The following is a 20,260-nucleotide window of genomic DNA, read 5'->3' on the forward strand; positions in this document are numbered from 1 at the left end:
GTGACCCGGAGGCAGGAACCGCGAACGGGAACTCTCGGTGAAAGTTGGATCCATCGGTTCCGCGCGTTCGCTCGCGGACAGCACTATGGTGAGCACATTCTCGCTCTCCGGCTCGATCGGAAAGGTTCCCATGTCATCACACGCGTCATCCCAGAAGAAAGGGCTCGGCGACGCCGAGCACCTCAAGGCCCTCGGCTACGAAGACACCTTCCATCGTTCGATGTCGCTCTGGGGCAATTTCGCCCTCGGCTTCACCTACCTCTCGCCGCTCGTCGGCGTCTACTCGCTGTTCGCCCTGGCCCTGAGCACGGGCGGGCCACCCGCGATCTTCTGGCTGGTGATCGTGGGCACCGGCCAGCTGCTGGTGGCACTGGTTTTCGGCGAGGTGGTGTCCCAGTACCCGATCGCGGGCGGTATCTACCCGTGGACACGTCGTCTCTGGGGCAAGAGGTACGCCTGGATGACCGCCTGGGTCTACGTCTGGGCGATGCTCGTCACGATCACCGCCGTCGCGGAATTCGGCAGCGGGTTCCTCGCCAGCCTGATCAACGCGCCCGTCACCAAAGAGGTCACGCTCGGGCTCTCGGTGCTCTTTCTCGTCGTGGCCTTCGCGTTCAACTTCTCCGGCACGAAGATGCTGGCCCGCGCGGCCCGGATCGGACTCGCTGCGGAATTGATCGGCGTGATCGGTCTCGGCCTCTACCTACTCCTTTTCCAGCGCAAGCAGGAGTTCAGCGTCTTCTTCGACACCCTGGGAGCCGAGGGTGACGGCAGTTACGCCACCGCGTTCCTCGGGGCCGCGCTCGCCGGACTGTTCCTGTTCTACGGCTTCGAAGCCTGCGGCGACGTGGCCGAGGAGGTGCCCGACCCGGCCAGAGGTATCCCCCGGGCCATGATCCTCACCATCCTGGTCGGCGGCGTCTCCGCCCTGTTCTCGTTCGGCGGATACGTCCTGGCCGCGCCGGACCTGCAGGCCGTGGTCGACGGGACCGACATCGACCCGATCCCCGCGATCCTGGACGCGACCCTCGGCACGGTCGGTGCCACTCTGTTCCTCATCGTGGCGATCACGGCCTTCCTGTCCTGCGTGCTCAGCCTGCAGGCCGCGGCCAGCCGACTGATCTTCTCTTTCGCACGAGACGGGATGGTCCCCGGCAAGACCTGGCTGGGCCAGGTGTCCCCGCGCACGGCAGTGCCGGTCAACGCACTGATCGTCGCGTCCACGATCCCGCTGTTGCTCTGCGTTCTGATCTACCTGGGCGGCAGCACGATCCTGACCCAGATCACGGCCTTCGCGGTGCTCGGCATCTATGTCGCATTCCAGGCCGTGGTTCTGGCCGCGCTCCGCCAGCGCTTCAAGGGGTGGCGTCCGGCCGGGCCGTTCAGCCTGGGACCACTCGGGTTCATCGTGAACATCATTGCCCTTGCCTACGGGATCTCCGCCATGATCCTGCTGGCGCGCCCGGGCACGACCGGGGTGTTCCTCGACGACTGGATCGTGCTGATCGGTTTGGCTGTTGTGATGGGCAGCGGCCTGCTCTACCTCTTCATCGCGAAACCGCACACCACCTCGCACCAGCCGGAGGGCGACGCGATCGCGGTCGCCGCGATGCTTCGCGCGCACCCGCAGAACACCGATCGGGACGACGCCGCACGCACAGACGCACGCCCCACGATGGCTAGCGAGTGAGCATCCGGTATTAACGAGGGAAGGGCCCAGTCTTTCGACGGGCCCTTCCTGGTGCAGCCGGGCTGCGGTGGAACTGACTAGATGCTGTTCACATCGAGCGCGATGCCGGGGCCGAACGTGGTCGAAACGGCACCCTTCATGATGTATCGGCCCTTGGAGGAGCTGGGCTTGAGGCGAACGATCTCCTCGAGAGCGGCGCTGATGTTCTCATTCAGCTGCTCGGCGGTGAAGGACACCTTGCCGACGACGAACTGCACGTTGGCGTGCTTGTCGACGCGGAACGCGATCTTTCCGCCCTTGATGTCGGACACGGCGCGCGCGACGTCAGGCGTCACGGTTCCGGTCTTCGGGTTCGGCATGAGGCCGCGCGGGCCGAGAACCTTACCGAGACGCCCGACCTTGCCCATGAGCTCCGGAGTCGAGACGGCGGAGTCGAACGAGGTGTAGCCGGCGGCCACCTTCTCGATGAGCTCGTCGCCACCGACCTCGTCGGCACCGGCAGCGATTGCCGCTTCGGCCGCGGGGCCCGTTGCGAAGACGATGACGCGGGCGGTGCGACCGGTGCCGTGAGGAAGGATGACGGTACCGCGAACCATCTGGTCAGCCTTGCGAGGGTCGACGCCGAGCTTGAGGGCGACCTCGACGGTCGAGTTGAAGTTCGCGGAGCCGGTCTCCCGGGCCAGGGTGACGGCCTCAGTCGGGGTGTAGAGCTTGTCTGCGTCGATCTTCTCGGCCGCGGCCCGGTAGGCCTTTGACTTCTGTGCCATGTTGAATCTCCTGTAAAACGAAATTGAGAGTGTGGTGCGAGCCTGGCTGGCTCTTCCACGTACTGCTGGTGGCGGGATGCCTGGGGAGGTGGTTAGGCCTCGACCGTGATGCCCATGGAGCGGGCGGTGCCGGCGATGATCTTCGACGCTGCGTCGATGTCGTTCGCGTTGAGGTCAACCATCTTGGCCTCGGCGATCTCGCGGACCTGGGCCCGGGTGAGCTTCGCAACCTTGACGGTGTGCGGGGTACCACTGCCCTTGGCGACGCCGGCCGCCTTCTTGATGAGCTCCGCCGCCGGCGGGGTCTTCAGGATGAAAGTGAATGAACGGTCGTCGTAGACGGTGATTTCCACCGGGATGACGTTGCCGCGCTGAGATTCCGTCTGAGCGTTGTACGCCTTGCAGAATTCCATGATGTTGACGCCGTGCTGACCCAGCGCCGGCCCGATGGGCGGTGCGGGGTTGGCGGCGCCGGCCTTGATCTGAAGCTTGATCAGACCGGTTACCTTCTTCTTCGGTGCCATTGTTCTTCCTTACTTTGTAATGACGAGCAGCCAGGGGCCGCTCTCCCGGTGGCCCGGACGGGCCCCGGTGAACTTGAATCCGTGGGGAGGGTGTTCAGACCCTTTAGAGCTTGGTGACCTGGTCGAAGCTGAGCTCGACCGGGGTTTCGCGCTCGAAGAGGGAAACCAGCACGATGAGCTTGCCGCTTTCCGCCTTGATCTCGCTGATCGATCCGGGCAGGCCCGCGAACGAGCCTTCCTTGATCGTGATCGTCTCGCCGATCTCGTAGTCGATCTCGGCCGGGAGGGCGCGGGTCGGGACCTTGCCGCCGTGTCCGCCGGTCTTGGCGGTGGGGACGTCCTGGATCTCGACGAGGCTCTTCAGCATGCCGAAGGCTTCCTCGAAGCGAAGCGGCGTGGGGTTGTGCGCGTTGCCGACGAACCCGGTGACGCCGGGCGTGTGACGCACCACGGACCAGCTGTCTTCGTTGAGGTCCATGCGGACGAGCACGTAGCCGGGGATGCGCACGCGGGTGACCATCTTGCGCTGGCCGTTCTTGATCTCGACGACGTCTTCCATCGGAACCTCGACCTGGTAGATGAAATCTTCCATGGCCATCGACTGCTTGCGGTTCTCGATGTTCGACTTCACGCGGCGTTCGAAGCCGGCGTAGGAATGAATGACAAACCACTTGCCGGGCTGGAAGCGCAATTCCTTGCGGAATTCTTCGTAGGGGTCTTCGGGGGTCTCATCCTCGGCGGCCTCGGCATCGACATCCGTTGCTTCTTCAACGTCGACTGCAACTTCGTCTTCCACGGCCTCGACGGCGGCCTCGGCCTCGTCGGCGGAGTCGATGTCGAGGGCCTCATCGACGAGAGCGTCGGCGTCGGGGTCAGCGGACTCGGCCAGCGCGTCGAGCGCGGCGTCGAGATTGACTTCGACGCCCATGCTCGGGTCGAACACGTGCACGGCGACCTGCTCGGCGGCCTCTACGGAGTCTTCTTCAGCGGCGAGGGTGTTGCCCTCCTGCGCCTCGTCCTCGGTGGGGGACTGCTCGGCGGCGGTGGCCCAGTCGACATCGTCGTGATTCGTGTCAGTCACTAAATTTCAATCCTTTTCTATTGCATGGGCACGAAACCGTGACCCAAACAGCGTTTGCCCTGAATTCTGCGGTGACTCTTCTTCTCTGATGCGTGGCTGCGACCGCTGGAAGCGGATGCGGCACCGGAAGCTGACTACCCGCCCGGCGTTCCGAACACGTAGGTGACGGCGAGCGCGAACACCCAGTCGAAGGCGGAAACGATGGCCATCATGATGACGACGAATACCAGCACGACACCCGTGTAGCTGAGGAGTTCCTTGCGGGTTGGAGTGACGACCTTGCGGAGCTCCGCCATGACCTGCTTGATGAACAGGGACATCCGAGCGAAAGGACCGCGCTTGGAATCGAGCGCGAGTTTCGCGTTTGCGACGATTTCCTCACTGGGTTCGTCGACAACTTTTCGGGCCACCAGATTACACCTTTCCTGTGCCGACGGAATGCCACCGACTTGCAGGGCGGACAGGACTCGAACCTGCAACCTGCGGTTTTGGAGACCGCTGCTCTACCAATTGAGCCACCACCCTATGGAACGAAATCAAGACTACCTCGTTACACTCGGACCTCGGAATGAACCGACAAGCGGGCGCAAAAAAGCATGGCAGAATTCAATTACCTCGTCGAGTCTAGGTCACCCGGGGGCCACTGTAAAGCCGAGACAGCCCCAGCAGAACGAGGCGGCCCCGTATGCTCGAAGCGTGGCCCACGAATCCAAGCGCATCTCTACCCGAATCGGCTCCATTGCGGAGTCCGCGACCCTCAAGGTGGACGGCAAGGCGAAGGCCCTGCAGGCCGCCGGCCGGCCGGTCATCAGTTTCGCCGCGGGCGAGCCTGATTTCCCCACCCCGGAGCACATCGTCGAAGCCGCCCTACTGGCGGTCCGCGACCCGAAGAACCACCGGTACACTCCGGCGGCCGGGCTGCCCGACCTGCGTGAGGCCATTGCGGCCAAAACGCTCCGTGACAGCGGCCTGGCGATCTCGCCCAGCCAGGTGGTCGTCACCAACGGCGGCAAGCAGGCCGTCTACCAGGCCTTCGCCACGCTGCTCGACCCGGGCGACGAGGTGCTTGTGCCCACCCCGTACTGGACCACCTACCCGGAGTCGATCCGGCTGGCCGGCGGCGTGCAGGTCGACGTCTTCGCCGGCAGTGATCAGAGCTACCTCGTCACCGTCGAGCAGCTCGAGGCGGCGCGCACGCCGCGCACCAAGGTGCTGCTGTTCGTGTCGCCGTCCAACCCCACCGGAGCCGTCTACTCCCCCGAGCAGACGAAGGCCATCGGCGAGTGGGCCGAGGAACACGGCCTCTGGATCGTCAGCGACGAGATCTACCAGAACCTCACGTATGACGGCGTGCGGGCGACCTCGATCGTCGAGGCCGTCCCCGCGCTGGCCGACCGCACCATCCTGGTCAACGGCGTCGCCAAGACCTACGCGATGACCGGTTGGCGGCTCGGCTGGATGGTCGGCCCGCAGGACGCGATGAAGGCCGCCGCCAACCTGCAGTCGCACCTGTCGTCGAACGTGTCGAACATCTCCCAGCGCGCCGGGATCGCCGCACTCAACGGCCCTCAAGATGCCGCGATCGCCATGCGGGATGCCTTCAACCGCCGCCGACAGGTCATCGTCGCCGAGCTGAACATGATCCCCGGCATCGTCACGCCGACGCCGCAGGGGGCGTTCTACGTCTACCCCGACATCACCGGCCTGCTCGGACGCACCTGGGGCGGCGTCACCCCGACCACCTCCCTGGAGCTGGCCGACCTCATCCTGGACCAGGCCGAGGTGGCCGTCGTGCCCGGCGAGGCGTTCGGCCCCAGCGGCTACCTGCGCTTCTCCTACGCGCTCGGCGACGCGGCCCTGCTCGAGGGCGTGCAGCGCCTCCAGCGGCTCTTCGCCTAGCGCAGCGCGCCTAACGGCTCGCCGGTGAACCGACAGCTTTGGAGGGGGGGGTCAGGAGCCCTCCTGCCCCCCTCCTGTAGGTTCGGCCGGGGCTGTGGACAATCTCCGGCACCCTGTCCGCGCTCGAGCGCCGCACCGCCATCCTGCGACGGATACCGCCCGGCGCCTTCCTCAGTCATCACACCGCCGCCCTGATCGTCGGCATTCCGCTGCCGCTGGTCATCCCCATCGTGCTGATCCTGCAGTTCATCTCCGGCGTCTACCTGCAGTTCTACCTGCTGCCCGACTGGATGCAGAACGCGCCCAGCGTATTCCCACTGAAGTGGATGGCGCGGGGCGTGCGCGGAGTGTTCCTGCCCGACAGCTTCGCGAACCTCGAGCAGAGCGGTTCTCGGGACTTTCCGCTGATCGCGCTGAGCCTGCTCATCTGGCTGGTGGTGGGGCTCGTGCTCAGCCGGGTCACGTTTCGCTGGATCCGCAAGGACACCTAGGAGCGTGATTCCTGAACGGCTTGTTGTGTCGCTCGCGGAAGGTCAGAGCTGACCGCACCGCGTGGGCACTGTCCATCACAGGATGAGCACCGGGCCCGGCGTCGAACCAATTCGACGGAGATTTTGGGCCAAACACCCGTTTTTGAGCCCAAACGCGCTGTTCAGAGTGAAATCTCCGTCGAATTCGTTCGGGACGAGTCGCGGCAGGACCCAGACTCGACCGACATGGCGTTTGCAGCGCACGTCCATCCCGCGTCGCGGTCCGCTGCGCGCCTGCGTCGGCCTCCAGAACAACCGCCTCGGAGCCCCGAGCCGCGAACCCCATCGCCCGCAGCCATCAGGACTCACTCACCGAACGACACCCGGCATTGTCGGCTCGGGTCACCGCGAGCACACTGGCAGCATGACCGACGTACCCGAGAGCCAGACGACGCCGTCGGCCGCGGGGCCCGGCACTCCCCCGACCCCCTCCGACGGGAGCAACGACTTCTTCGCCGCAATCCGTTCCGCGGGGGTCGTGCGCGGGAGCGACCGCTGGCTGGCCGGCGTCTGCGGCGGAGTCGCACTGCGAGCTGGGCTGAACCCCACGCTGGTGCGAGTTGTGACCATCGCGCTGGGCGTCCTCGGCGGTCCGGTTCTGTTCGCGTACGCGGTCGGCTGGGCTCTCCTGCCCGACCCGACCGGTCGCATCCATGCCGAGCAGGCCGTTCGCGGCGTCTTCGAGCCCGTCATGATCGGGATCATCGCGCTGGTGGGCATCAGCTTCGCCTCCTACACGCGCGGCCTGTGGCGGCAGAGCCCGACGGCCGTGCTGCCCGACTGGCTGGCGACCACACTCGCGGTGGGCTGGAGCGTCGGGGTGACGATCGGGCTCATCTGGCTGGTGTTCTTCCTGGCCCGACGCACCACGGCGCCGGCCGGCGGGTCCCCGCACAGCACCGCCGCGGAAGACATCGGGGCCGGTGTCGCTTTCGGGGCCGTGCAGCCCGCCGAAGCAGCGGGCAGCTCCGGGACAGCCGGGGCAGCCGGCGGCGCCGTCACCGTCGGCGGCCCTATCGCGCCACCACCCGGACGCGGCTCCTGGCGTGACCTTCGCCCCGGGGCCGGCTTCAGCGCGATCGTGCTCGGGTCGGCATTGCTCTGCGGCGCGGTCGCCGCCGGCGTGTGGTCGGGCGGCAACAGGTCGGATGCCGCGCTGGTGCTGGGCCTGGCCGTCACGCTGGGGGTGCTGGCCGTTGGCATCATCGTGTCGGGCATTCGCGGAAAGCAGAGCGGCGCCCTGGGTGGGTTCGCCTTCCTCGCGGCGGTGGCCCTGGTGCTGCTGGGCCTATTCCCGAGCGGCACCGCGTTCTTCCCGGTCGGCGTCCCGGTCTGGACGGTCAGCGCCGATGCCGACGCTGTTCCCCCGGGCTATGCCGTGCTCTCCGGCCGAGCCACCATCAACCTCACCGCCCTCAACGCCGCGAGCGCGGAGGACCGCCCGATCGACATCTGGATGGGCGTGGGCGTCACCGAGCTGATCCTGCCCCGCGACCGGGCCGTGCTGGTGGAGACGAATGCGCTGGCCGGCGGGATCGACTACGTCGGCGGCTCGGTCGCCGTGCAGCAGGGCGGCGCCTTCTACTCTGACTCGCGTACCTTCAACGACGACGGCACCGGCACCGTGGCCCGCATCCGCGTCTGGACGGTGCTCGGCCAGGTCACCGTCGTCGGCCCCTCGCGTCTGGAACCCTGATGACCACGACCCCCGACCCGAACCAGCCGCCGAACCCGCCGCCGGACCCGCCGTTCGCCCGGCCGCTCGACGATCAGCCCACGGATGCCGTCACGTCCGTGACGGCATCCCCTGACCCCGCGCCCGCCGAACCCGAGGGCCATGCAGAGAACGGTCACGAGGTGGAGGTTGAGACCACCCGTGCAGCCCCGGCTCACACGGTCGCCTATCCGAGCCCCATCCCCGACTACGCGATGGAGCCCTCCGTCGAGCCGCCAGCGACGGCACCGGCGTTTCTCGCCTCGGACCCGCCGTTTCCGGTCGCGCCGGTGCCGATGGCCCGCGCCGCGGCCCCGACCGCCGAAGCCGCGGAACCGGCGTACCCTGAGGTATCCGTGCGGCCCCTCCGCCGCCCCCTGTTCGGCACGATCGTCTGGGGAGTGATCCTGCTCGCCCTGGCCGGCTACGTGCTGCTCGGGGTGCTGGTGCCTGCTCCCGCCGATCCCACGCTCTGGCTGCTCGGCGGCGTGATCGTGATCGGGCTCCTGCTCATTGTGGTCGGCATCATCGCCGCGCTCCGCCGAGCCGGCTGACGCCCCCGCCCGCGCTCACACCCCGGTTTGACGGTTTCAGGCCCGCGGGAGCGGCGCGGGCCTCGCTAGGCGTCGAGCCCGACGAGCACGGGCTCGGGCTGCAGGATCACGCCGAACTCGGACTGCACGCGAGCCTCCACCAGCCGGGCGAGCTGCGCGATCTCGTCCGCGGTGGCCCCGCCAGTGTTGGTCAGCGCCAGGGTGTGCTTGCTGGAGATCGCGGCGCGGGAGCCCGGCAGCCGGAAGCCGCGCGAGATCCCGGAGTGCTCGATCAGCCAGGCGGCGCTCAGCTTCACGAGCGGCACGGACCGTTCCCCGGGGATCGGCCCGACGCCGGCATACTCGTCGAGCGGGATCACCCGGTCGGGGAGTTCCTGCTCGCCGATCGGCCAGCGGGGCACGGCGTCCGGCAAGGTGCGCGAAAACGCCAGCGACACGATCGGATTGGTGAAGAAGGAGCCGGCGCTGCGGGTGTCGGCGTCATTCGGGTCGAGCACCATGCCCTTCCCGGCGCGCAGGGCCAGGACGGCGCCCCGCAGCTGCGCGAGCGGCACCCGGTCACCCAGCTGCACGCCGAGTGCGGTCGCGAGCTGCGGGTAGGACACCGGCCGGCTCAGCGCGCCGCCGAGAACGGATGCCTCGCTCTGTGTGTCGTGCAGGTTCAGTTCGACCGCGATAACCAGACCGCGGAGCCCCTGTTTCAGAGCCGAGGTGCGGTAGCCCAGTTCGAGCTCGCCAGCCTCCATCCGTCGCCGTTCGCCACTGTCGTAGTCGAGGAAGTCGATGGCCGCCAGGCTGTTGCCCAGTTCCTGGCCGTAGGCGCCGATGTTCTGCACCGGGGAGGCCCCGGTCGAACCGGGGATGCCGGAGAGTGCCTCGATACCGGACCAGCCCTGCGCCACGGTGTAGGCCACCAGCTCGTCCCAGGGCTCGCCGGCCTGCACGCGCAGCACCAGCCGGTCCGGGTCATCAGACGGCGAGGGGGACGCGGGAGAGGAAGCCGAGACAAGCTCCACCCCGCGGGTCAGCACCCGGATCACCGTACCGTCGAAGCCCTCGTCGGCCACGATCGTGTTCGATCCGCCGCCGAGCAGCAGCCACTCATCGCCCGAGGCCCACACGATCAGGGTCTGGTCGACAAGGTCCTGCTCGGTGGCGGGCGACACCATCCGGGCGGCAGGGCCGCCGACGCCCATGGTGGTCAGGTCGGCAAAGGTTGGTGCGGAGGCAGCGGGGCTCGTCATCGGGAACGACCACTCAGACCAGGCGCACGCGTGCCTGCGCCTTGCCCAGCACAGTCACCTCGCCCGACGACACAATGAGGTCGATGCGGGCGACGCCGGCATCCGTGTCGATGGCGCCGACCTTGGCGACCACGGTCACGACCGCCGCGCCGTCGGCCGGCACGAGCACGGGGCGGGTGAACCGCACCTGATAGTCCACGATGCGGCCGGGGTCGCCGACCCAGGCGACGACCGGCTGAACGGCGAAGCCCATGGTGAGCATGCCGTGCGCGAGCACGCCGGGCAGTCCCACGGACACGGCCACGTCGTCGCGGTAATGGATGGGGTTGAAGTCACCGGATGCCCCGGCGTAGCGCACGAGGGAGTCGCGCGAGAGCGGGAACGTGCCTTCGGCGACGACGTCTCCGACGGTCAGGTCGGCGAGGCGGGGCGCAGCGATAATGGTCATTCGTCTCCCCTGACGACAAGGGTGGAGGTCGCGGTCACGACGTGCGCGCCGGCGGCGTCGACGATGGTCGACACGGCCGTCACCATGGAGTGGCCGCCGAGGCTCTTCACGCCGGCCACGTGGAGCGTGGCGGTGAGTTCGTCACCGGCCACGATCGGGCGGCTGAACATGAACCGCTGGTCTCCGTGCACGACGCGGGTGAAGTCGATGCCGGCATCCGGGACGGCCAGAAGCTGCGCCAGGGTGGCCTCCTGAACGACCACGGCGAACGTGGGCGGGGCGACGACGTCGGCGTAGCCCGCGGCGCGCGCGGCCTCCGGGTCGAGGTTGATCGGGCTGGTGGCAAAGACCGCGCGGGAGAACTCACGCACCTTCTCCCGGCCGACGAGATAGGGGGCGACGGGTGGGAAGACCCGGCCCTGCAGTTCGGGGTTGACAGACACAGGCCGAGTGTACCGGCCTCGGCCGGGGACGGCGCCATCGGGCAGACTGGCTGGTGTGAAGATCAAGCACGTGCGTCTGGGTGACCCTGAGGTGGCCCCGCTCCTGGCCGACCTGGCGCGGGAGTATGACGAGCGGTACGGCGACGGCGACTCGGTGCACGACGTGCCGGCGGATGCCTTCGCCCCGCCGAGCGGCACCTTCCTCGTGCTGCTCGATGAGGGCGTGACGGTGGCGGGTGGCGGCATCCGTCGCCTGAGCGACACGACCGGCGAGGTGAAACGGATGTGGACAAACCCGGCCTACCGCCGGCAGGGCCACGCCGTGGCCCTGCTCGCCGCCCTCGAGGAGGTGGCGCAGCAACTCGGCTACCGGCACCTGCGCCTGGAGACGGGCCACGCGCAGCCGGAGGCGCTCGCGTTGTACCGGCGCCTCGGCTACCGGGAGATCGGCAACTACGGGATCTACGAGAACGCGACCGGGTTCGAGCGCACGTTTGCCTCCCCGGAACGCCCCGCCTGACAGTCCGGCATTGGTCTGCGCCACGCCCGCTTGCTAGCGTAGACACGTCATGCCTAACAAATTAGAGCCACACCCCGACCTTCCCATCGACCTGCCCACGGCCGAACGCATCCATGCGGCCGTCGCGCACTATGGCGAACAGGCCGTCATCGACAATTCCGTCGCGCTACTTCGCGCCAAGAACGCCGGCAAGGACTTCCTGCTCTACGCCGGCGGACGCCACGCCCTGGGCATCCTCGAAGGCGCCCCCGCCCTCTACTGGCCCGAGCTGTGGGGTGCCCGTGCGCTGCTCTACGTCTGGGGCGAAACGGCGGCACCGTACATCGTCGTCGGCATGAACAACCAGGCTTGGCGAGTGCGCGAGATGTGCGCCAAGGTCGTCCTGCTGCGCGGCCTCGAGGTGGCACCCAAGCTGGTGCGCCTGACCACCGACGAGGTTCCGCGCGTGCGCGCCGCGGCCCTGCACGCGCTGGCCGCCCAGGGCACCGCCGACCACCTCGCCACCATCGTGCAGCGTCTGCGCGACCCCGACAAAGAGGTACGCCGCGCGGCCCAGCAGGCCCGCGACGTGCTCACCGCACGGTGGAACCTTACGGTCGAGCAGGGCCAGGGCACCGAGCAGACCCACGGAACCCGGCACACCCACCCGAGCGAGTAGCCGAGCCCGGGACCGGGACACACACACAGTACCGAGACGGGGGTCCGGATGTTCCATCGCTTTGTGGCCATGGGCGACAGTTTCACCGAAGGCGTCGGCGACGACCTGCCGGGCGGCCAGGTGCGCGGCTGGGCCGACCTGGTCGCGCTCGGGCTCGCCGCGGCATCCGCTCACCCCGTCTCCTACGCCAACTTCGCCGTGCGCGGTCGGCTGCTCGGCCCGATCGTGGCGGAGCAGCTCGAGCCCGCGCTCGCGCTCGGCCCCGACCTGCTCAGTATCTGCGGCGGCGGCAACGACGTGATGCGGCCGCGGGTCGAGATCCCCTATGTGGTCAACCTGATGCGGAAGGTCGTCGACCGGGCCGAGGCGCAGGGCGTGCACGTGCTGGTGCTCAGTGGCGGCAATCCCTCGCACCACCTGCCGCTCGGCAACCTGATGCGCCGGCGCGGCGATCAGCTGGCGGATGCCGCGCGCGCCGCCTTCGACCGGCCGGGCGTCACGCTCGTCGACAATTGGGCCGACTCCGAGCTGGAGCACAAGCGGTTCTGGTCGGTCGACAAGCTGCACCTCAACGCGCTCGGGCACACCCGGGTGGCCACAAACGTGCTGGCCGAGCTGGGGGTGCCGGTTCCGGTGGAGTGGCTGGATGCGCCCGCCGCGGCCGACGAGCAGGTGCAGAGCACGGCCGCGTACTACCGCGAGTTCGTGCTGCCGTGGATCGGACGCCGACTCACCGGACGCTCCTCCGGAGACGGCCGCCCGCCCAAGCGACCCACCCTGGAGCCGGTCGACGCCGCCTGAGTGAAGTGGGCCAGCTTGGATTGACGATGATCGATCTTCAGCGGTAGATTACATCGATAACCATCAATGTATTCAGGACTCAGTCGAGGGAGAACGCCATGAGCGAGAACAGCAACCCGGTGCGCGACGAGGTGCGGGCCCGCTACGCGAGTGCGGCCCTCTCGGTCACGAACGAGGGGCGTCGGTCTCTGCTCTCCGCCGCGCCCGACGTCACGTGTTGCGGCGGCGACGCTACCGCCTCGGCAACGGATACCGCCACCGGCTGCTGCGCGCCGACCGCCATCGACGAGAGCCTGGTCTTCGGCTCCGCGCTCTATGACGACGCGTCGACCCAGGACCTCCCGGGCGCTGCCCTGCTCGCCAGCCTCGGCTGCGGAAACCCCACGGCCGTCGCCGACCTTCAGGCCGGCGAAACCGTGCTCGACCTCGGCTCGGGCGGCGGCATCGACGTGCTCCTCTCCGCCCGCCGGGTCGGTCCCACCGGCTTCGCCTACGGCCTCGACATGACCGACGAGATGCTCGACCTGGCCCGGCACAATGCGGTCGCAGCCCAGGCGCAGAACGTCCAGTTCCTGAAAGGCACGATCGAGGAGATCCCACTGGGCTCCGGCAGCGTCGACGTCGTCATCTCCAACTGCGTGATCAACCTGTCGACGGACAAACCCGCCGTGATCGGGGAGATGTTTCGCGTGCTGCGGCCCGGCGGCCGCGTCGGAGTGTCCGACGTCGTGGCCGAGAACCACCTCGCGCCCGCCCAGCGGGCCGAGCGCGGCTCCCACGTGGGCTGCATCGCCGGCGCGCTCTCGATCACGGAGTACGAGTCCCTGCTCGCCGCCGCGGGCTTCGAGCAGGTGAGCGTCACTCTGACCCACGAGGTGACCGACGGGATGCACGGCGCCATCGTGCGGGCGGTCAAGCCGGCCAGCGCCGCCTAGACCGGCCAGCGCCGCCTAACCCGCGGTGGGTACGCGCAGCAGGGCACCCTCCCGGCGGCAGGTGGCGGCCGCGATCAGCATGGCGTCGGCCAGCAGGGCCTGCCAGCCCGCGGCATCCGTGGGCACGCCCCTCGTCAGCATGGTCTGCACGGCCCCGGCGAGGGTGGCGTCGCCCGCGCCCATGGTGTCGACGACGGCGCCGGGAAGCACGGCGATCGGCTCGCTGACCCGCAGATCGGCGCCGCAGGCAACGGATGCCCCCGCGCGCCCGGCCGTGGCCAGCACCGTCTGCGTGCCGGCAGCCAGCAGCCGCTCCTGCAACTCCTCGAGGGTGCTGCGGTAGAGCAGCTCGGCGTCCTCGTCCCCCACCTTCGTGAGGAGGCTCCGGGCGGCGATTCGTTCGAAGTTCGCCACGAACAGGTCGCCGTCGGCGAGCATGCCCGAACGCGGGTTCGGGTCGATCACGAGGCGGCGTTCCGGCTCCGCGACCGCGGCGATGAAGGCATCCGTCTGGGCCGTGTCGTCGAAAGGGAAGCAGCTCACGACCACGAGGCGGGCGTCGTCCAGGGCCGCGCGCTCGGCCGGGCCGAACTCGATGCGGCGCTTCTGCGCGGCCTCGTTGAAGGCGTAGGTAGGCTCGGCGTCGGTGCGGTCGGAGGTAGCGCGGGAGCTGCCAAACGGCCCGGGTGTGGCGACCAAAGTCACGTCGTGCGCGGCGAGGAACTCGCGCAGCCGGGCGCCGTCGGCGTCGTCGCCGACCATGGCGATCAGGGTGGTCGGCACACCGAGCACGGCCAGGCCGACGGCTACGTTGAGGGCGGCGCCGCCGGGGAACTCCTGGCGGGACCCGGGGCTCAGCATCTCGTCGATGAGTGCGTCGCCGACCACGACCACCCGGTTCTGGCCAGTCAGGCTTTGGTCAGTCGGGCTTTGGTCAGTCGCGCTTTGGTCAGTCAGGCTTTGGTCAGTCAGGTTCTGCTCCGTCATTCGGTCTCTCCCTTGCCCCTGCCAACAACCCCGTCACACCAAGCCTAGGTGCGTGAGTCCTCATCAATAGTGAACCGATGCGACGGAGATTCTCGTGCAGAACGGCTTTTTGGGCGCGTGCAGGGGCGATCCTCGCAAAATCGCCGTCGAATTCGTTCGGGGCGCTACCCGGAGCCGGCCCGCGTCACCCGAGCCGGCCCGCGTCACCTTGCGAAACCAAATGCGGCCGCGTTTGTTCAGACCCTTCCGCCGGGCGCGGCATCGTCGTACGCTCGTATATAGGCAGGGTTGTTCCCCGAACACCGGTCCTTAGTCCCTGATTGCAGGGTCCGTATGAGACCGGAGCGAAGCACCCCTAGTCGGGGGCAGGACATCATCGGGGTGACCTGCCCCCACACTCCGACACGTACAGTCGGAGCATGGCTTCCGATGCACCCACCCCGTGGATCTCCGCCAGCGAGATCTTCGCCCGCGTCGGCGTCGGCACCGCGGCACGTGCCCTGCAGTCCGCTGTGCGGGCTGGGCTCGACCCGGCGCTTGATTTCAGCCGCAGCATCCTGCCCCTCGACCGGGGCCAGCTGCTGCTCATGCCGTCGCAGTCCGCCGAGTTCGTGGGCGTCAAGATCGCCACCGTCGCGCCGGGCAACGCGCAGCTCGGCCGGACACGCATCCAGGGCGTCTACCTGCTGATGGATGCGGCCACGCTCAGCCCGGTCGCCCTGCTCGACGGCATCGCACTGACGACCCTGCGCACCCCGGCGGTGTCGGCGGCCGTCGCCGACCTGCTCGCGCCCGCCGAGGTGGAGCACCTCGTGGTGTTCGGCTCGGGACCCCAGGCGCGCGGGCATGTCGAGGCGATGCGCGCCATCCGCCGGGTCGGCCGGGTCACCGTGGTCGGCCGACACCCGGGCCGCGCCGAGGCACTGGCCGAGCAGGTGCGGGCGGGCGGGCTGCCCGCACAGACCGGCACCGCCGGCGCCGTGGCCGACGCTCAGCTCATCGTCTGCGCCACCACCGCCCGCACCCCGCTGTTCGACGGGTCCCTGGTGCCGCGGAACTCCTGCACGGTGGCGGTCGGGTCGCACGAGCCCGACGCCCGCGAGCTTTCCAGCGCGCTGATCGGACGCGCGCAGGTCGTCGTCGAAGACAGCCAGGTCGCGCTGCGGGAGGGCGGCGACGTGCTGATCCCGCTCCGGGAGGGCGTGATCCAGGCCGATTCCCTGGTGCCGATGCGGGACATCCTGACCGGCACGGTCGCCGTCGACCAGTCGCGCCCCCGCGTCTTCACGAGCTCCGGCATGTCCTGGCAGGACCTGGTGGTCGCCCAAGCCGTCTTCCGTAAGTAATCCCACCGCGCGTGTACGCCGTTCATCACGGAGCGCCGTGGGTAGCGTCGAACCAATTCGACGGAGATTTTCCCATCAGGGCGTTTTTTCTCAGAGGGATTGAGACCGTTTCAGGTAAAGTCTCCGTCGAATTCGTTCGGGCTGGATTTAGTGCAGGCGAGAGCGAGAGCGCGCGCACGCCGAGCTGCAGCCAAACCCTGCTTTAGCCGACGGCCGCGGGCGACGGATGTGACGGCGCCGGCACCGCGAGCACGTCGGCCGCCGCCCGAAGTCGGTGCCCCCGCTCCACCCGCTGTCCCCACGAGGTGCCCGCGATGATCAGGCCTGCCCCGAGCACCGCAACCAGGCCGAGGTTCTCACTGCCGAGGCTCACCCCCACAACCACCGCCCAGACCGGTTCGGTGCCCATCAGCAGGCTGGCCCGCGCGGCCGAGGTGTGCCGGATCGCCCAGGTCTGGGCCAGGAACGCGAACACACTGCAGGCCAGACCGAGGTAGAGCACCCCCAGCCAGGCGGCCGGACCGAAGGCGCCGATCGCCCGAAGCGTGCCCGGGGCATCCGCTGCGGTGAACACCAGGGCACCCACGGCGGCCTGCACCAGCGTGATCGTGAGCGTGCCGGGCCGGCGGCCGGCGCCGGCGGCGCGGGTCACCCGGCCGACCATGGTGACGTGCAGGGCGCGCACGAGCGCCGCGGCGAGCATGAGTAGGTCGCCAGGGTTCGGGGCGCGAAAACCGTTGCCGGAAACGAGCAGCGCCACCCCGACGACCGCGAGCACCGCGGCCACGAAGAACGAACGCGGAAGCCAGTTGCGCGCCGCGACCGACTCGAGGATCGGCGTGAGGATGATCGTCAGGCTGATGATCAGGCCTGCGTTGGTGGCCGAGGTCACGGCCACGCCGGCCGTCTCCAACCAGAGAATCGCCGCTTGGGTGAGCCCGAGCAGCGCGCCTCCGGCCAGCTCGGCGCGGGTCGGCCGCCGCGGCCGGCTCAACGCCCAGATCAGCAGCAGCGCCAGCGCAGCCACCAGAAAGCGCAACGCGAGCACGGCGCCCACGCTCGCCTGCTCGGTGAGCACCTTGGCGGAGAGGTAGCTGCCACCCCAGACCAGCGCGACGAGCAGCAGGACGGCGTCGATGCGGTAACGTCCGAGCCGCGGGAGGAAGGTCATGGGCCAATGCTGCCGGGCGGCATCCGTTAAGTCCAGATGGCCAATTCTGAACTGAGACTTTAGTGTTTGCTTATGGATCTGCATCAGCTCTTTATCCTGCGGGAACTCGGCGAGCGCGGCAGCGTCGCCGCGGTGGCCCGCGCGCTGTTCGTCTCGTCGTCGGCGGTGTCGCAGCAGCTGTCCGCGCTGCAGCGCAGCACGGGCGTGGCGCTGACCGAACGACGCGGGCGCAGGCTTGTGCTGACACCCGCCGGCACGGCCCTCGCCACCGCCGCCGCCAGCGTGTCCACGGCGATGGCCGCCGCCGAGCAGTCGGTGGCACATTTCCACGAGGAGCCGGCCGCGCCGGTGAGCCTGTCGGCGTTCCACAGCGCCGGGCTGGCCTGGTTCGGGCCTCTGATCTCGCGACTGGCCAGTCCGGTCGGACCCACCGGGCCGCCCCTCCGCTGCGGCGACGAGGATGTCGCACGGCAGGATTTCCCGGCACTGGTCGCCGACTACGACCTCGTCATCGCCCACCGGCTACCGCACGATCCCCTCTGGCCGGACCGGGTCACGGTCACCTCGCTGCTCTACGAACCGCTGGATGTGGCGCTTCATGTCGGGCATCCGCTGGCCGGTCGGTCGTCGGTGTCCGTCGCCGACATCGCCGACGAGCCCTGGATCGCCGGGCACCCGGGCTTCCCGCTCGCGGAGGCGGTGAATGTCGTCGCGGCGAGCGCCGGGCACCCTCTACGCATCGAGCACCGCATCAATGAGTTCTTCGTGGCGGCCTCCGTGGTCGCTTCGGGGGCCGCGATCGCACTGCTGCCGCGGTACACGATGGCCCCGGCGCCAGGGTCCGGCCTCGTGCTGCTGCCGATCGACGACCTGCGGGTCGGCCGCCAGATCGACGTGCTCAGCCGCCCCGAGACGCTGCTGCGGGCGTCGGTGCGCCGGGTGCTGGGCGAGCTTCGAGCGGTGGCCGACTGCCGCACGGAATGACCGCTGCGTTGGGCGGATGTCCGACTCACCGGCATGGTCAAGGTCGACGAGGTCTTCCAGCGGACACCCCACCCCGCGAGAGCGGGGACGGGCGACGGATGCGCCGCCTCACCAGTCGACGAGCTGCTCCCTGACTCGCTGCACAGCGCGCGTGAACTGCAGCTGCCTGACCATCGCAGGGATCTCCCCCACCGACCAGATGGGGACCAGCAGGAACGGCCACAGCCCGGCAGGCGTCTGGAACATACCGAAGGCGGCGACGAACACTGCGGGCGCAACTGTGATCACGGCGTCGGCCCCTCCTCAGTGCCTTTGGGCGGGAGGAAATGACTACCGTCGATCCCGGGCCGCGATCCGGGTGAGCTCGTGGCCGATGCCGATGTCGGCCACGACGATCCGTCCGGCCAGGCTCGCCGCGGGTTCCCGCAGCAGGCCTGGTTTGCAGCCTCCGAACGTCACCGTCAGATGCGCGGGCAGCACGGTGGGGTCCGGCACGGCGCCGTCGTCGACGCCGATCCCGCTGGGCAGGTCCACCGCCACCACGAGGGGCGCACCGTGGTCGTGCAGCGTGGGAAGGATGGCCGCCACCACCTCACGAGCCCGCCCGCGAAGCGCCGGGCTGGTGCTCGTGCCGGTGCCGAGGATGCCGTCGAGGATCACGGCGGATGCCCGCGCCGCCCGGGCGAGAGCGGCATCCGTTTCATTCAGGGGCAGCAGCGCCGCCCCGGCCGCCAGGGCGGCGCTGAGGCCGCCGTCGTGGAGCTGTGCCGACGTGGGCACGATCGTCACCAGGGCACCCTGCGCGGCCAGCAGCGCGGCCGCGTGCAGGGCGTCGCCGCCGTTGTTCCCCGCACCAGCCAGCACCAGCACCCGCGCGTCCGGCACACCCCGACCTTCCGGGAGCAGCTCCTCGAGCAGGGCCGCCGTTTCCGCGGCGAGCGCGGCCGATGCCCGCTCCATCAGCGGCACGCCCTCGGCCAGGAAAGGAGTCTCGGCCTCGCGCATCTGGGCGGCGGTGTAGGTTTTCACGTCGCCAGAGTACGCCCGCGGCGGTGCGAATTACGGCACCGGGGGCGCCCGCCGAGCCCTGCCGAGATCTGTCCGTGCCCCCCGTGCCACCCGGTTCGCACCCGTCTCCCATCCTGCGGGCCTCGCCGGCGTCTTCGCCGGCTTCGATCCCGATCCCATCGCCGCGGCCTCCATCGGCCAGGTGCACCGGGCGACCCTGATGAACGGCACGGTGGCGGTCGTCAAAGTGCAGCGGTCCGGGATCGTGCCGGAACTGCGGCACGACGTCGCCATCGCCCTGCGGGTGACGAACCTGATGAGCCTGACGTCTCCGCAGGCCAGAACTCTGGGCATCAAGGCCGTCGCCGAGGATTATGCGGCCGACCTCGTGCGCCAACTGGACTTCCGGCTGGAGGCGCTGAACCTCTCGGCCATGCGCGCCTTCAGCTGCGCGGCCCGCGGGCCGGCGACCTGCGTTTCCCCGAGCTGTTCGAGTCTCTGTCCAGCGATCGCGTGCTGGTGATGGAGTACCTGGTCGGCGACACGTTCAGCGACCTGAACGAGACGTCCGACGCGCCTCGGGCCGAGCTCGGCGCCGCCATGCGCACCGTGCTCAGCACCATCGACCAGGTCTCCGAGGCATTCGGTCTCGACGATTGAATCGCCAGCGCCGGCATTCTGACCCGCTGCTCACAGCCGGTAAAGGAGACCCCTGCACACGAGCTGTTCTGCCTCTCGATGACCAGGGCACAGCGGAGGTGACAAGCGGCCCGAGGCTATCTGGAACGCGTAGCAGCCTGTGCGTCAATCAGAGTGGGTGTCCGATATTATTGGACAGAAGCGACGGGGGATCGTAGAGATGATTGGACACAGAGGGCAGGTGGTTGGCTATGTGCGCGTTAGCGCCACCGACCAAAACGAAGCTCGGCAGTTTGAAGCGCTCGGCACGGTGGACA

Annotated in this window: 24 protein-coding genes and 1 tRNA gene; 13 read left to right on the forward strand and 12 right to left on the reverse strand. The window is 68.9% G+C overall.

Annotation, left to right across the window (positions count from 1 at the left end):
* The first annotated feature begins 85 nt into the window (after positions 1-85).
* Positions 86-1,690, forward strand: coding sequence for an APC family permease (locus E3O62_RS09970; protein WP_241973414.1), 1,605 nt, complete (start codon positions 86-88; stop codon positions 1,688-1,690).
* A 77-nt stretch (positions 1,691-1,767) separates the two neighbouring features.
* Here the strand turns inward: E3O62_RS09970 and rplA are convergent, their stop codons facing one another.
* The 5 genes from rplA to E3O62_RS09995 all read right to left on the reverse strand — a co-directional run bounded on the left by rplA (position 1,768) and on the right by E3O62_RS09995 (position 4,587).
* A complete protein-coding gene (rplA, locus tag E3O62_RS09975) occupies positions 1,768-2,457 on the reverse strand; it encodes a 50S ribosomal protein L1 (RefSeq protein ID WP_104100759.1) in 690 nt (229 codons plus the stop codon).
* A gap of 92 nt (positions 2,458-2,549) precedes the next feature.
* Positions 2,550-2,981: a 50S ribosomal protein L11 gene (rplK, locus tag E3O62_RS09980; protein ID WP_134394859.1), complete on the reverse strand. Its 432-nt coding sequence runs from the start codon at positions 2,979-2,981 to the stop codon at positions 2,550-2,552.
* Positions 2,982-3,084: 103 nt separating this feature from the next.
* Positions 3,085-4,062, reverse strand: a complete 978-nt coding sequence (gene nusG / locus E3O62_RS09985) for a transcription termination/antitermination protein NusG (protein ID WP_134398392.1) — start codon at positions 4,060-4,062, stop codon at positions 3,085-3,087.
* Positions 4,063-4,196: 134 nt separating this feature from the next.
* Positions 4,197-4,472 (reverse strand): preprotein translocase subunit SecE, encoded by a 276-nt coding sequence (secE, locus tag E3O62_RS09990; RefSeq protein WP_104170385.1) that lies wholly within the window; start codon positions 4,470-4,472, stop codon positions 4,197-4,199.
* A 42-nt stretch (positions 4,473-4,514) separates the two neighbouring features.
* A tRNA-Trp gene (locus tag E3O62_RS09995) sits at positions 4,515-4,587 on the reverse strand.
* A 171-nt stretch (positions 4,588-4,758) separates the two neighbouring features.
* Between E3O62_RS09995 and E3O62_RS10000 the strand changes: the two genes are divergently transcribed.
* From E3O62_RS10000 to E3O62_RS10015, 4 genes are all read left to right on the forward strand, one after another.
* Positions 4,759-5,961: a pyridoxal phosphate-dependent aminotransferase gene (locus tag E3O62_RS10000; RefSeq protein WP_166784524.1), complete on the forward strand. Its 1,203-nt coding sequence runs from the start codon at positions 4,759-4,761 to the stop codon at positions 5,959-5,961.
* Positions 5,962-6,191: 230 nt separating this feature from the next.
* Positions 6,192-6,452, forward strand: a complete 261-nt coding sequence (locus E3O62_RS10005) for a hypothetical protein (RefSeq protein WP_134398394.1) — start codon at positions 6,192-6,194, stop codon at positions 6,450-6,452.
* 403 nt (positions 6,453-6,855) lie between these two features.
* Positions 6,856-8,187 carry a PspC domain-containing protein gene (locus tag E3O62_RS10010; protein WP_166786457.1) on the forward strand — a complete coding sequence of 444 codons (1,332 nt, stop codon included), beginning with the start codon at positions 6,856-6,858 and terminating at the stop codon, positions 8,185-8,187.
* On the forward strand, positions 8,187-8,759 hold the full coding sequence (locus E3O62_RS10015; RefSeq protein WP_134398396.1) for a hypothetical protein: 573 nt from the start codon (positions 8,187-8,189) through the stop codon (positions 8,757-8,759). Before E3O62_RS10010 ends, E3O62_RS10015 begins: the two co-directional genes overlap by 1 nt.
* Positions 8,760-8,824: 65 nt before the next feature.
* On the opposite strand, the gene E3O62_RS10020 is transcribed toward E3O62_RS10015, so the two are convergent.
* Genes E3O62_RS10020 through E3O62_RS10030 form a run of 3 tightly spaced genes read right to left on the reverse strand, consistent with a single transcriptional unit; the run spans position 8,825 to position 10,894 of the window.
* A complete protein-coding gene (locus E3O62_RS10020; protein ID WP_134394853.1) occupies positions 8,825-10,003 on the reverse strand; it encodes a UDP-N-acetylmuramate dehydrogenase in 1,179 nt (392 codons plus the stop codon).
* 13 nt (positions 10,004-10,016) lie between these two features.
* Entirely contained in the window at positions 10,017-10,451 is a 435-nt protein-coding gene (locus tag E3O62_RS10025) for a MaoC family dehydratase (RefSeq protein ID WP_134398397.1), read from the reverse strand.
* Positions 10,448-10,894, reverse strand: a complete 447-nt coding sequence (locus E3O62_RS10030; protein WP_134398398.1) for a MaoC family dehydratase N-terminal domain-containing protein — start codon at positions 10,892-10,894, stop codon at positions 10,448-10,450. The genes E3O62_RS10025 and E3O62_RS10030 overlap by 4 nt, the downstream gene beginning before the upstream one ends.
* A gap of 55 nt (positions 10,895-10,949) precedes the next feature.
* Here E3O62_RS10030 and E3O62_RS10035 point away from each other — a divergent pair, with 55 nt between their 5' ends.
* From E3O62_RS10035 to arsM, 4 genes are all read left to right on the forward strand, one after another.
* Positions 10,950-11,414 carry a GNAT family N-acetyltransferase gene (locus tag E3O62_RS10035; RefSeq protein ID WP_166784525.1) on the forward strand — a complete coding sequence of 155 codons (465 nt, stop codon included), beginning with the start codon at positions 10,950-10,952 and terminating at the stop codon, positions 11,412-11,414.
* A gap of 49 nt (positions 11,415-11,463) precedes the next feature.
* Complete coding sequence (locus tag E3O62_RS10040) at positions 11,464-12,072, forward strand: HEAT repeat domain-containing protein (RefSeq protein ID WP_134398399.1); 609 nt, start codon at positions 11,464-11,466, stop codon at positions 12,070-12,072.
* A gap of 48 nt (positions 12,073-12,120) precedes the next feature.
* Entirely contained in the window at positions 12,121-12,873 is a 753-nt protein-coding gene (locus E3O62_RS10045; RefSeq protein WP_134394849.1) for an SGNH/GDSL hydrolase family protein, read from the forward strand.
* Between the two features lie 98 nt (positions 12,874-12,971).
* Positions 12,972-13,808, forward strand: coding sequence for an arsenite methyltransferase (gene arsM / locus E3O62_RS10050; protein ID WP_134394848.1), 837 nt, complete (start codon positions 12,972-12,974; stop codon positions 13,806-13,808).
* 15 nt (positions 13,809-13,823) lie between these two features.
* Here the strand turns inward: arsM and E3O62_RS10055 are convergent, their stop codons facing one another.
* A complete protein-coding gene (locus E3O62_RS10055; RefSeq protein ID WP_134398400.1) occupies positions 13,824-14,795 on the reverse strand; it encodes a carbohydrate kinase family protein in 972 nt (323 codons plus the stop codon).
* A gap of 419 nt (positions 14,796-15,214) precedes the next feature.
* On the opposite strand from E3O62_RS10055, the gene E3O62_RS10060 reads away from it, so the two are divergent.
* The gene (locus E3O62_RS10060; RefSeq protein ID WP_134398401.1) at positions 15,215-16,141 is read left to right on the forward strand and encodes an ornithine cyclodeaminase family protein; all 927 of its coding nucleotides are present in this window, start codon (positions 15,215-15,217) and stop codon (positions 16,139-16,141) included.
* 202 nt (positions 16,142-16,343) lie between these two features.
* Here E3O62_RS10060 and E3O62_RS10065 read toward each other — a convergent pair whose 3' ends face one another.
* Positions 16,344-17,312 (reverse strand): DMT family transporter, encoded by a 969-nt coding sequence (locus tag E3O62_RS10065; protein ID WP_134398402.1) that lies wholly within the window; start codon positions 17,310-17,312, stop codon positions 16,344-16,346.
* A 72-nt stretch (positions 17,313-17,384) separates the two neighbouring features.
* Here E3O62_RS10065 and E3O62_RS10070 point away from each other — a divergent pair, with 72 nt between their 5' ends.
* The gene (locus E3O62_RS10070) at positions 17,385-18,296 is read left to right on the forward strand and encodes a LysR family transcriptional regulator (protein WP_134398403.1); all 912 of its coding nucleotides are present in this window, start codon (positions 17,385-17,387) and stop codon (positions 18,294-18,296) included.
* Between the two features lie 108 nt (positions 18,297-18,404).
* Here the strand turns inward: E3O62_RS10070 and E3O62_RS10075 are convergent, their stop codons facing one another.
* Positions 18,405-18,584, reverse strand: coding sequence for a hypothetical protein (locus E3O62_RS10075; protein WP_134398404.1), 180 nt, complete (start codon positions 18,582-18,584; stop codon positions 18,405-18,407).
* Positions 18,585-18,626: 42 nt separating this feature from the next.
* Positions 18,627-19,325, reverse strand: coding sequence for an NAD(P)H-hydrate epimerase (locus E3O62_RS10080; protein WP_241973415.1), 699 nt, complete (start codon positions 19,323-19,325; stop codon positions 18,627-18,629).
* A 181-nt stretch (positions 19,326-19,506) separates the two neighbouring features.
* Between E3O62_RS10080 and E3O62_RS10085 the strand changes: the two genes are divergently transcribed.
* Together E3O62_RS10085 and E3O62_RS16575 are read left to right on the forward strand one after the other, a co-directional pair.
* On the forward strand, positions 19,507-19,827 hold the full coding sequence (locus E3O62_RS10085) for an AarF/UbiB family protein (RefSeq protein ID WP_241973416.1): 321 nt from the start codon (positions 19,507-19,509) through the stop codon (positions 19,825-19,827).
* Positions 19,818-19,964, forward strand: coding sequence for a hypothetical protein (locus E3O62_RS16575; protein WP_166786458.1), 147 nt, complete (start codon positions 19,818-19,820; stop codon positions 19,962-19,964). The genes E3O62_RS10085 and E3O62_RS16575 overlap by 10 nt, the downstream gene beginning before the upstream one ends.
* Positions 19,965-20,260 lie beyond the last annotated feature (296 nt).

The sequence above is a fragment of the Cryobacterium sp. TMT2-15-1 genome (assembly GCF_004402345.1).
GTDB classification, from domain to species: Bacteria; Actinomycetota; Actinomycetes; order Actinomycetales; family Microbacteriaceae; genus Cryobacterium; species Cryobacterium sandaracinum.

Excerpts from the sequence above, each read along its gene's own strand:
- E3O62_RS09970 (WP_241973414.1), top strand. The coding sequence starts at position 86 with ATGGTGAGCACATTCTCGCTCTCCGGCTCGATCGGAAAGGTTCCCATG.
- rplA (WP_104100759.1), bottom strand. The coding sequence starts at position 2,457 with ATGGCACAGAAGTCAAAGGCCTACCGGGCCGCGGCCGAGAAGATCGAC.
- rplK (WP_134394859.1), bottom strand. The coding sequence starts at position 2,981 with ATGGCACCGAAGAAGAAGGTAACCGGTCTGATCAAGCTTCAGATCAAG.
- E3O62_RS10010 (WP_166786457.1), top strand. The coding sequence starts at position 6,856 with ATGACCGACGTACCCGAGAGCCAGACGACGCCGTCGGCCGCGGGGCCC.
- E3O62_RS10015 (WP_134398396.1), top strand. The coding sequence starts at position 8,187 with ATGACCACGACCCCCGACCCGAACCAGCCGCCGAACCCGCCGCCGGAC.
- E3O62_RS10020 (WP_134394853.1), bottom strand. The coding sequence starts at position 10,003 with ATGACGAGCCCCGCTGCCTCCGCACCAACCTTTGCCGACCTGACCACC.
- E3O62_RS10025 (WP_134398397.1), bottom strand. The coding sequence starts at position 10,451 with ATGACCATTATCGCTGCGCCCCGCCTCGCCGACCTGACCGTCGGAGAC.
- E3O62_RS10040 (WP_134398399.1), top strand. The coding sequence starts at position 11,464 with ATGCCTAACAAATTAGAGCCACACCCCGACCTTCCCATCGACCTGCCC.
- E3O62_RS10045 (WP_134394849.1), top strand. The coding sequence starts at position 12,121 with ATGTTCCATCGCTTTGTGGCCATGGGCGACAGTTTCACCGAAGGCGTC.
- arsM (WP_134394848.1), top strand. The coding sequence starts at position 12,972 with ATGAGCGAGAACAGCAACCCGGTGCGCGACGAGGTGCGGGCCCGCTAC.
- E3O62_RS10055 (WP_134398400.1), bottom strand. The coding sequence starts at position 14,795 with ATGACGGAGCAGAACCTGACTGACCAAAGCCTGACTGACCAAAGCGCG.
- E3O62_RS10060 (WP_134398401.1), top strand. The coding sequence starts at position 15,215 with ATGGCTTCCGATGCACCCACCCCGTGGATCTCCGCCAGCGAGATCTTC.
- E3O62_RS10065 (WP_134398402.1), bottom strand. The coding sequence starts at position 17,312 with ATGACCTTCCTCCCGCGGCTCGGACGTTACCGCATCGACGCCGTCCTG.
- E3O62_RS10070 (WP_134398403.1), top strand. The coding sequence starts at position 17,385 with ATGGATCTGCATCAGCTCTTTATCCTGCGGGAACTCGGCGAGCGCGGC.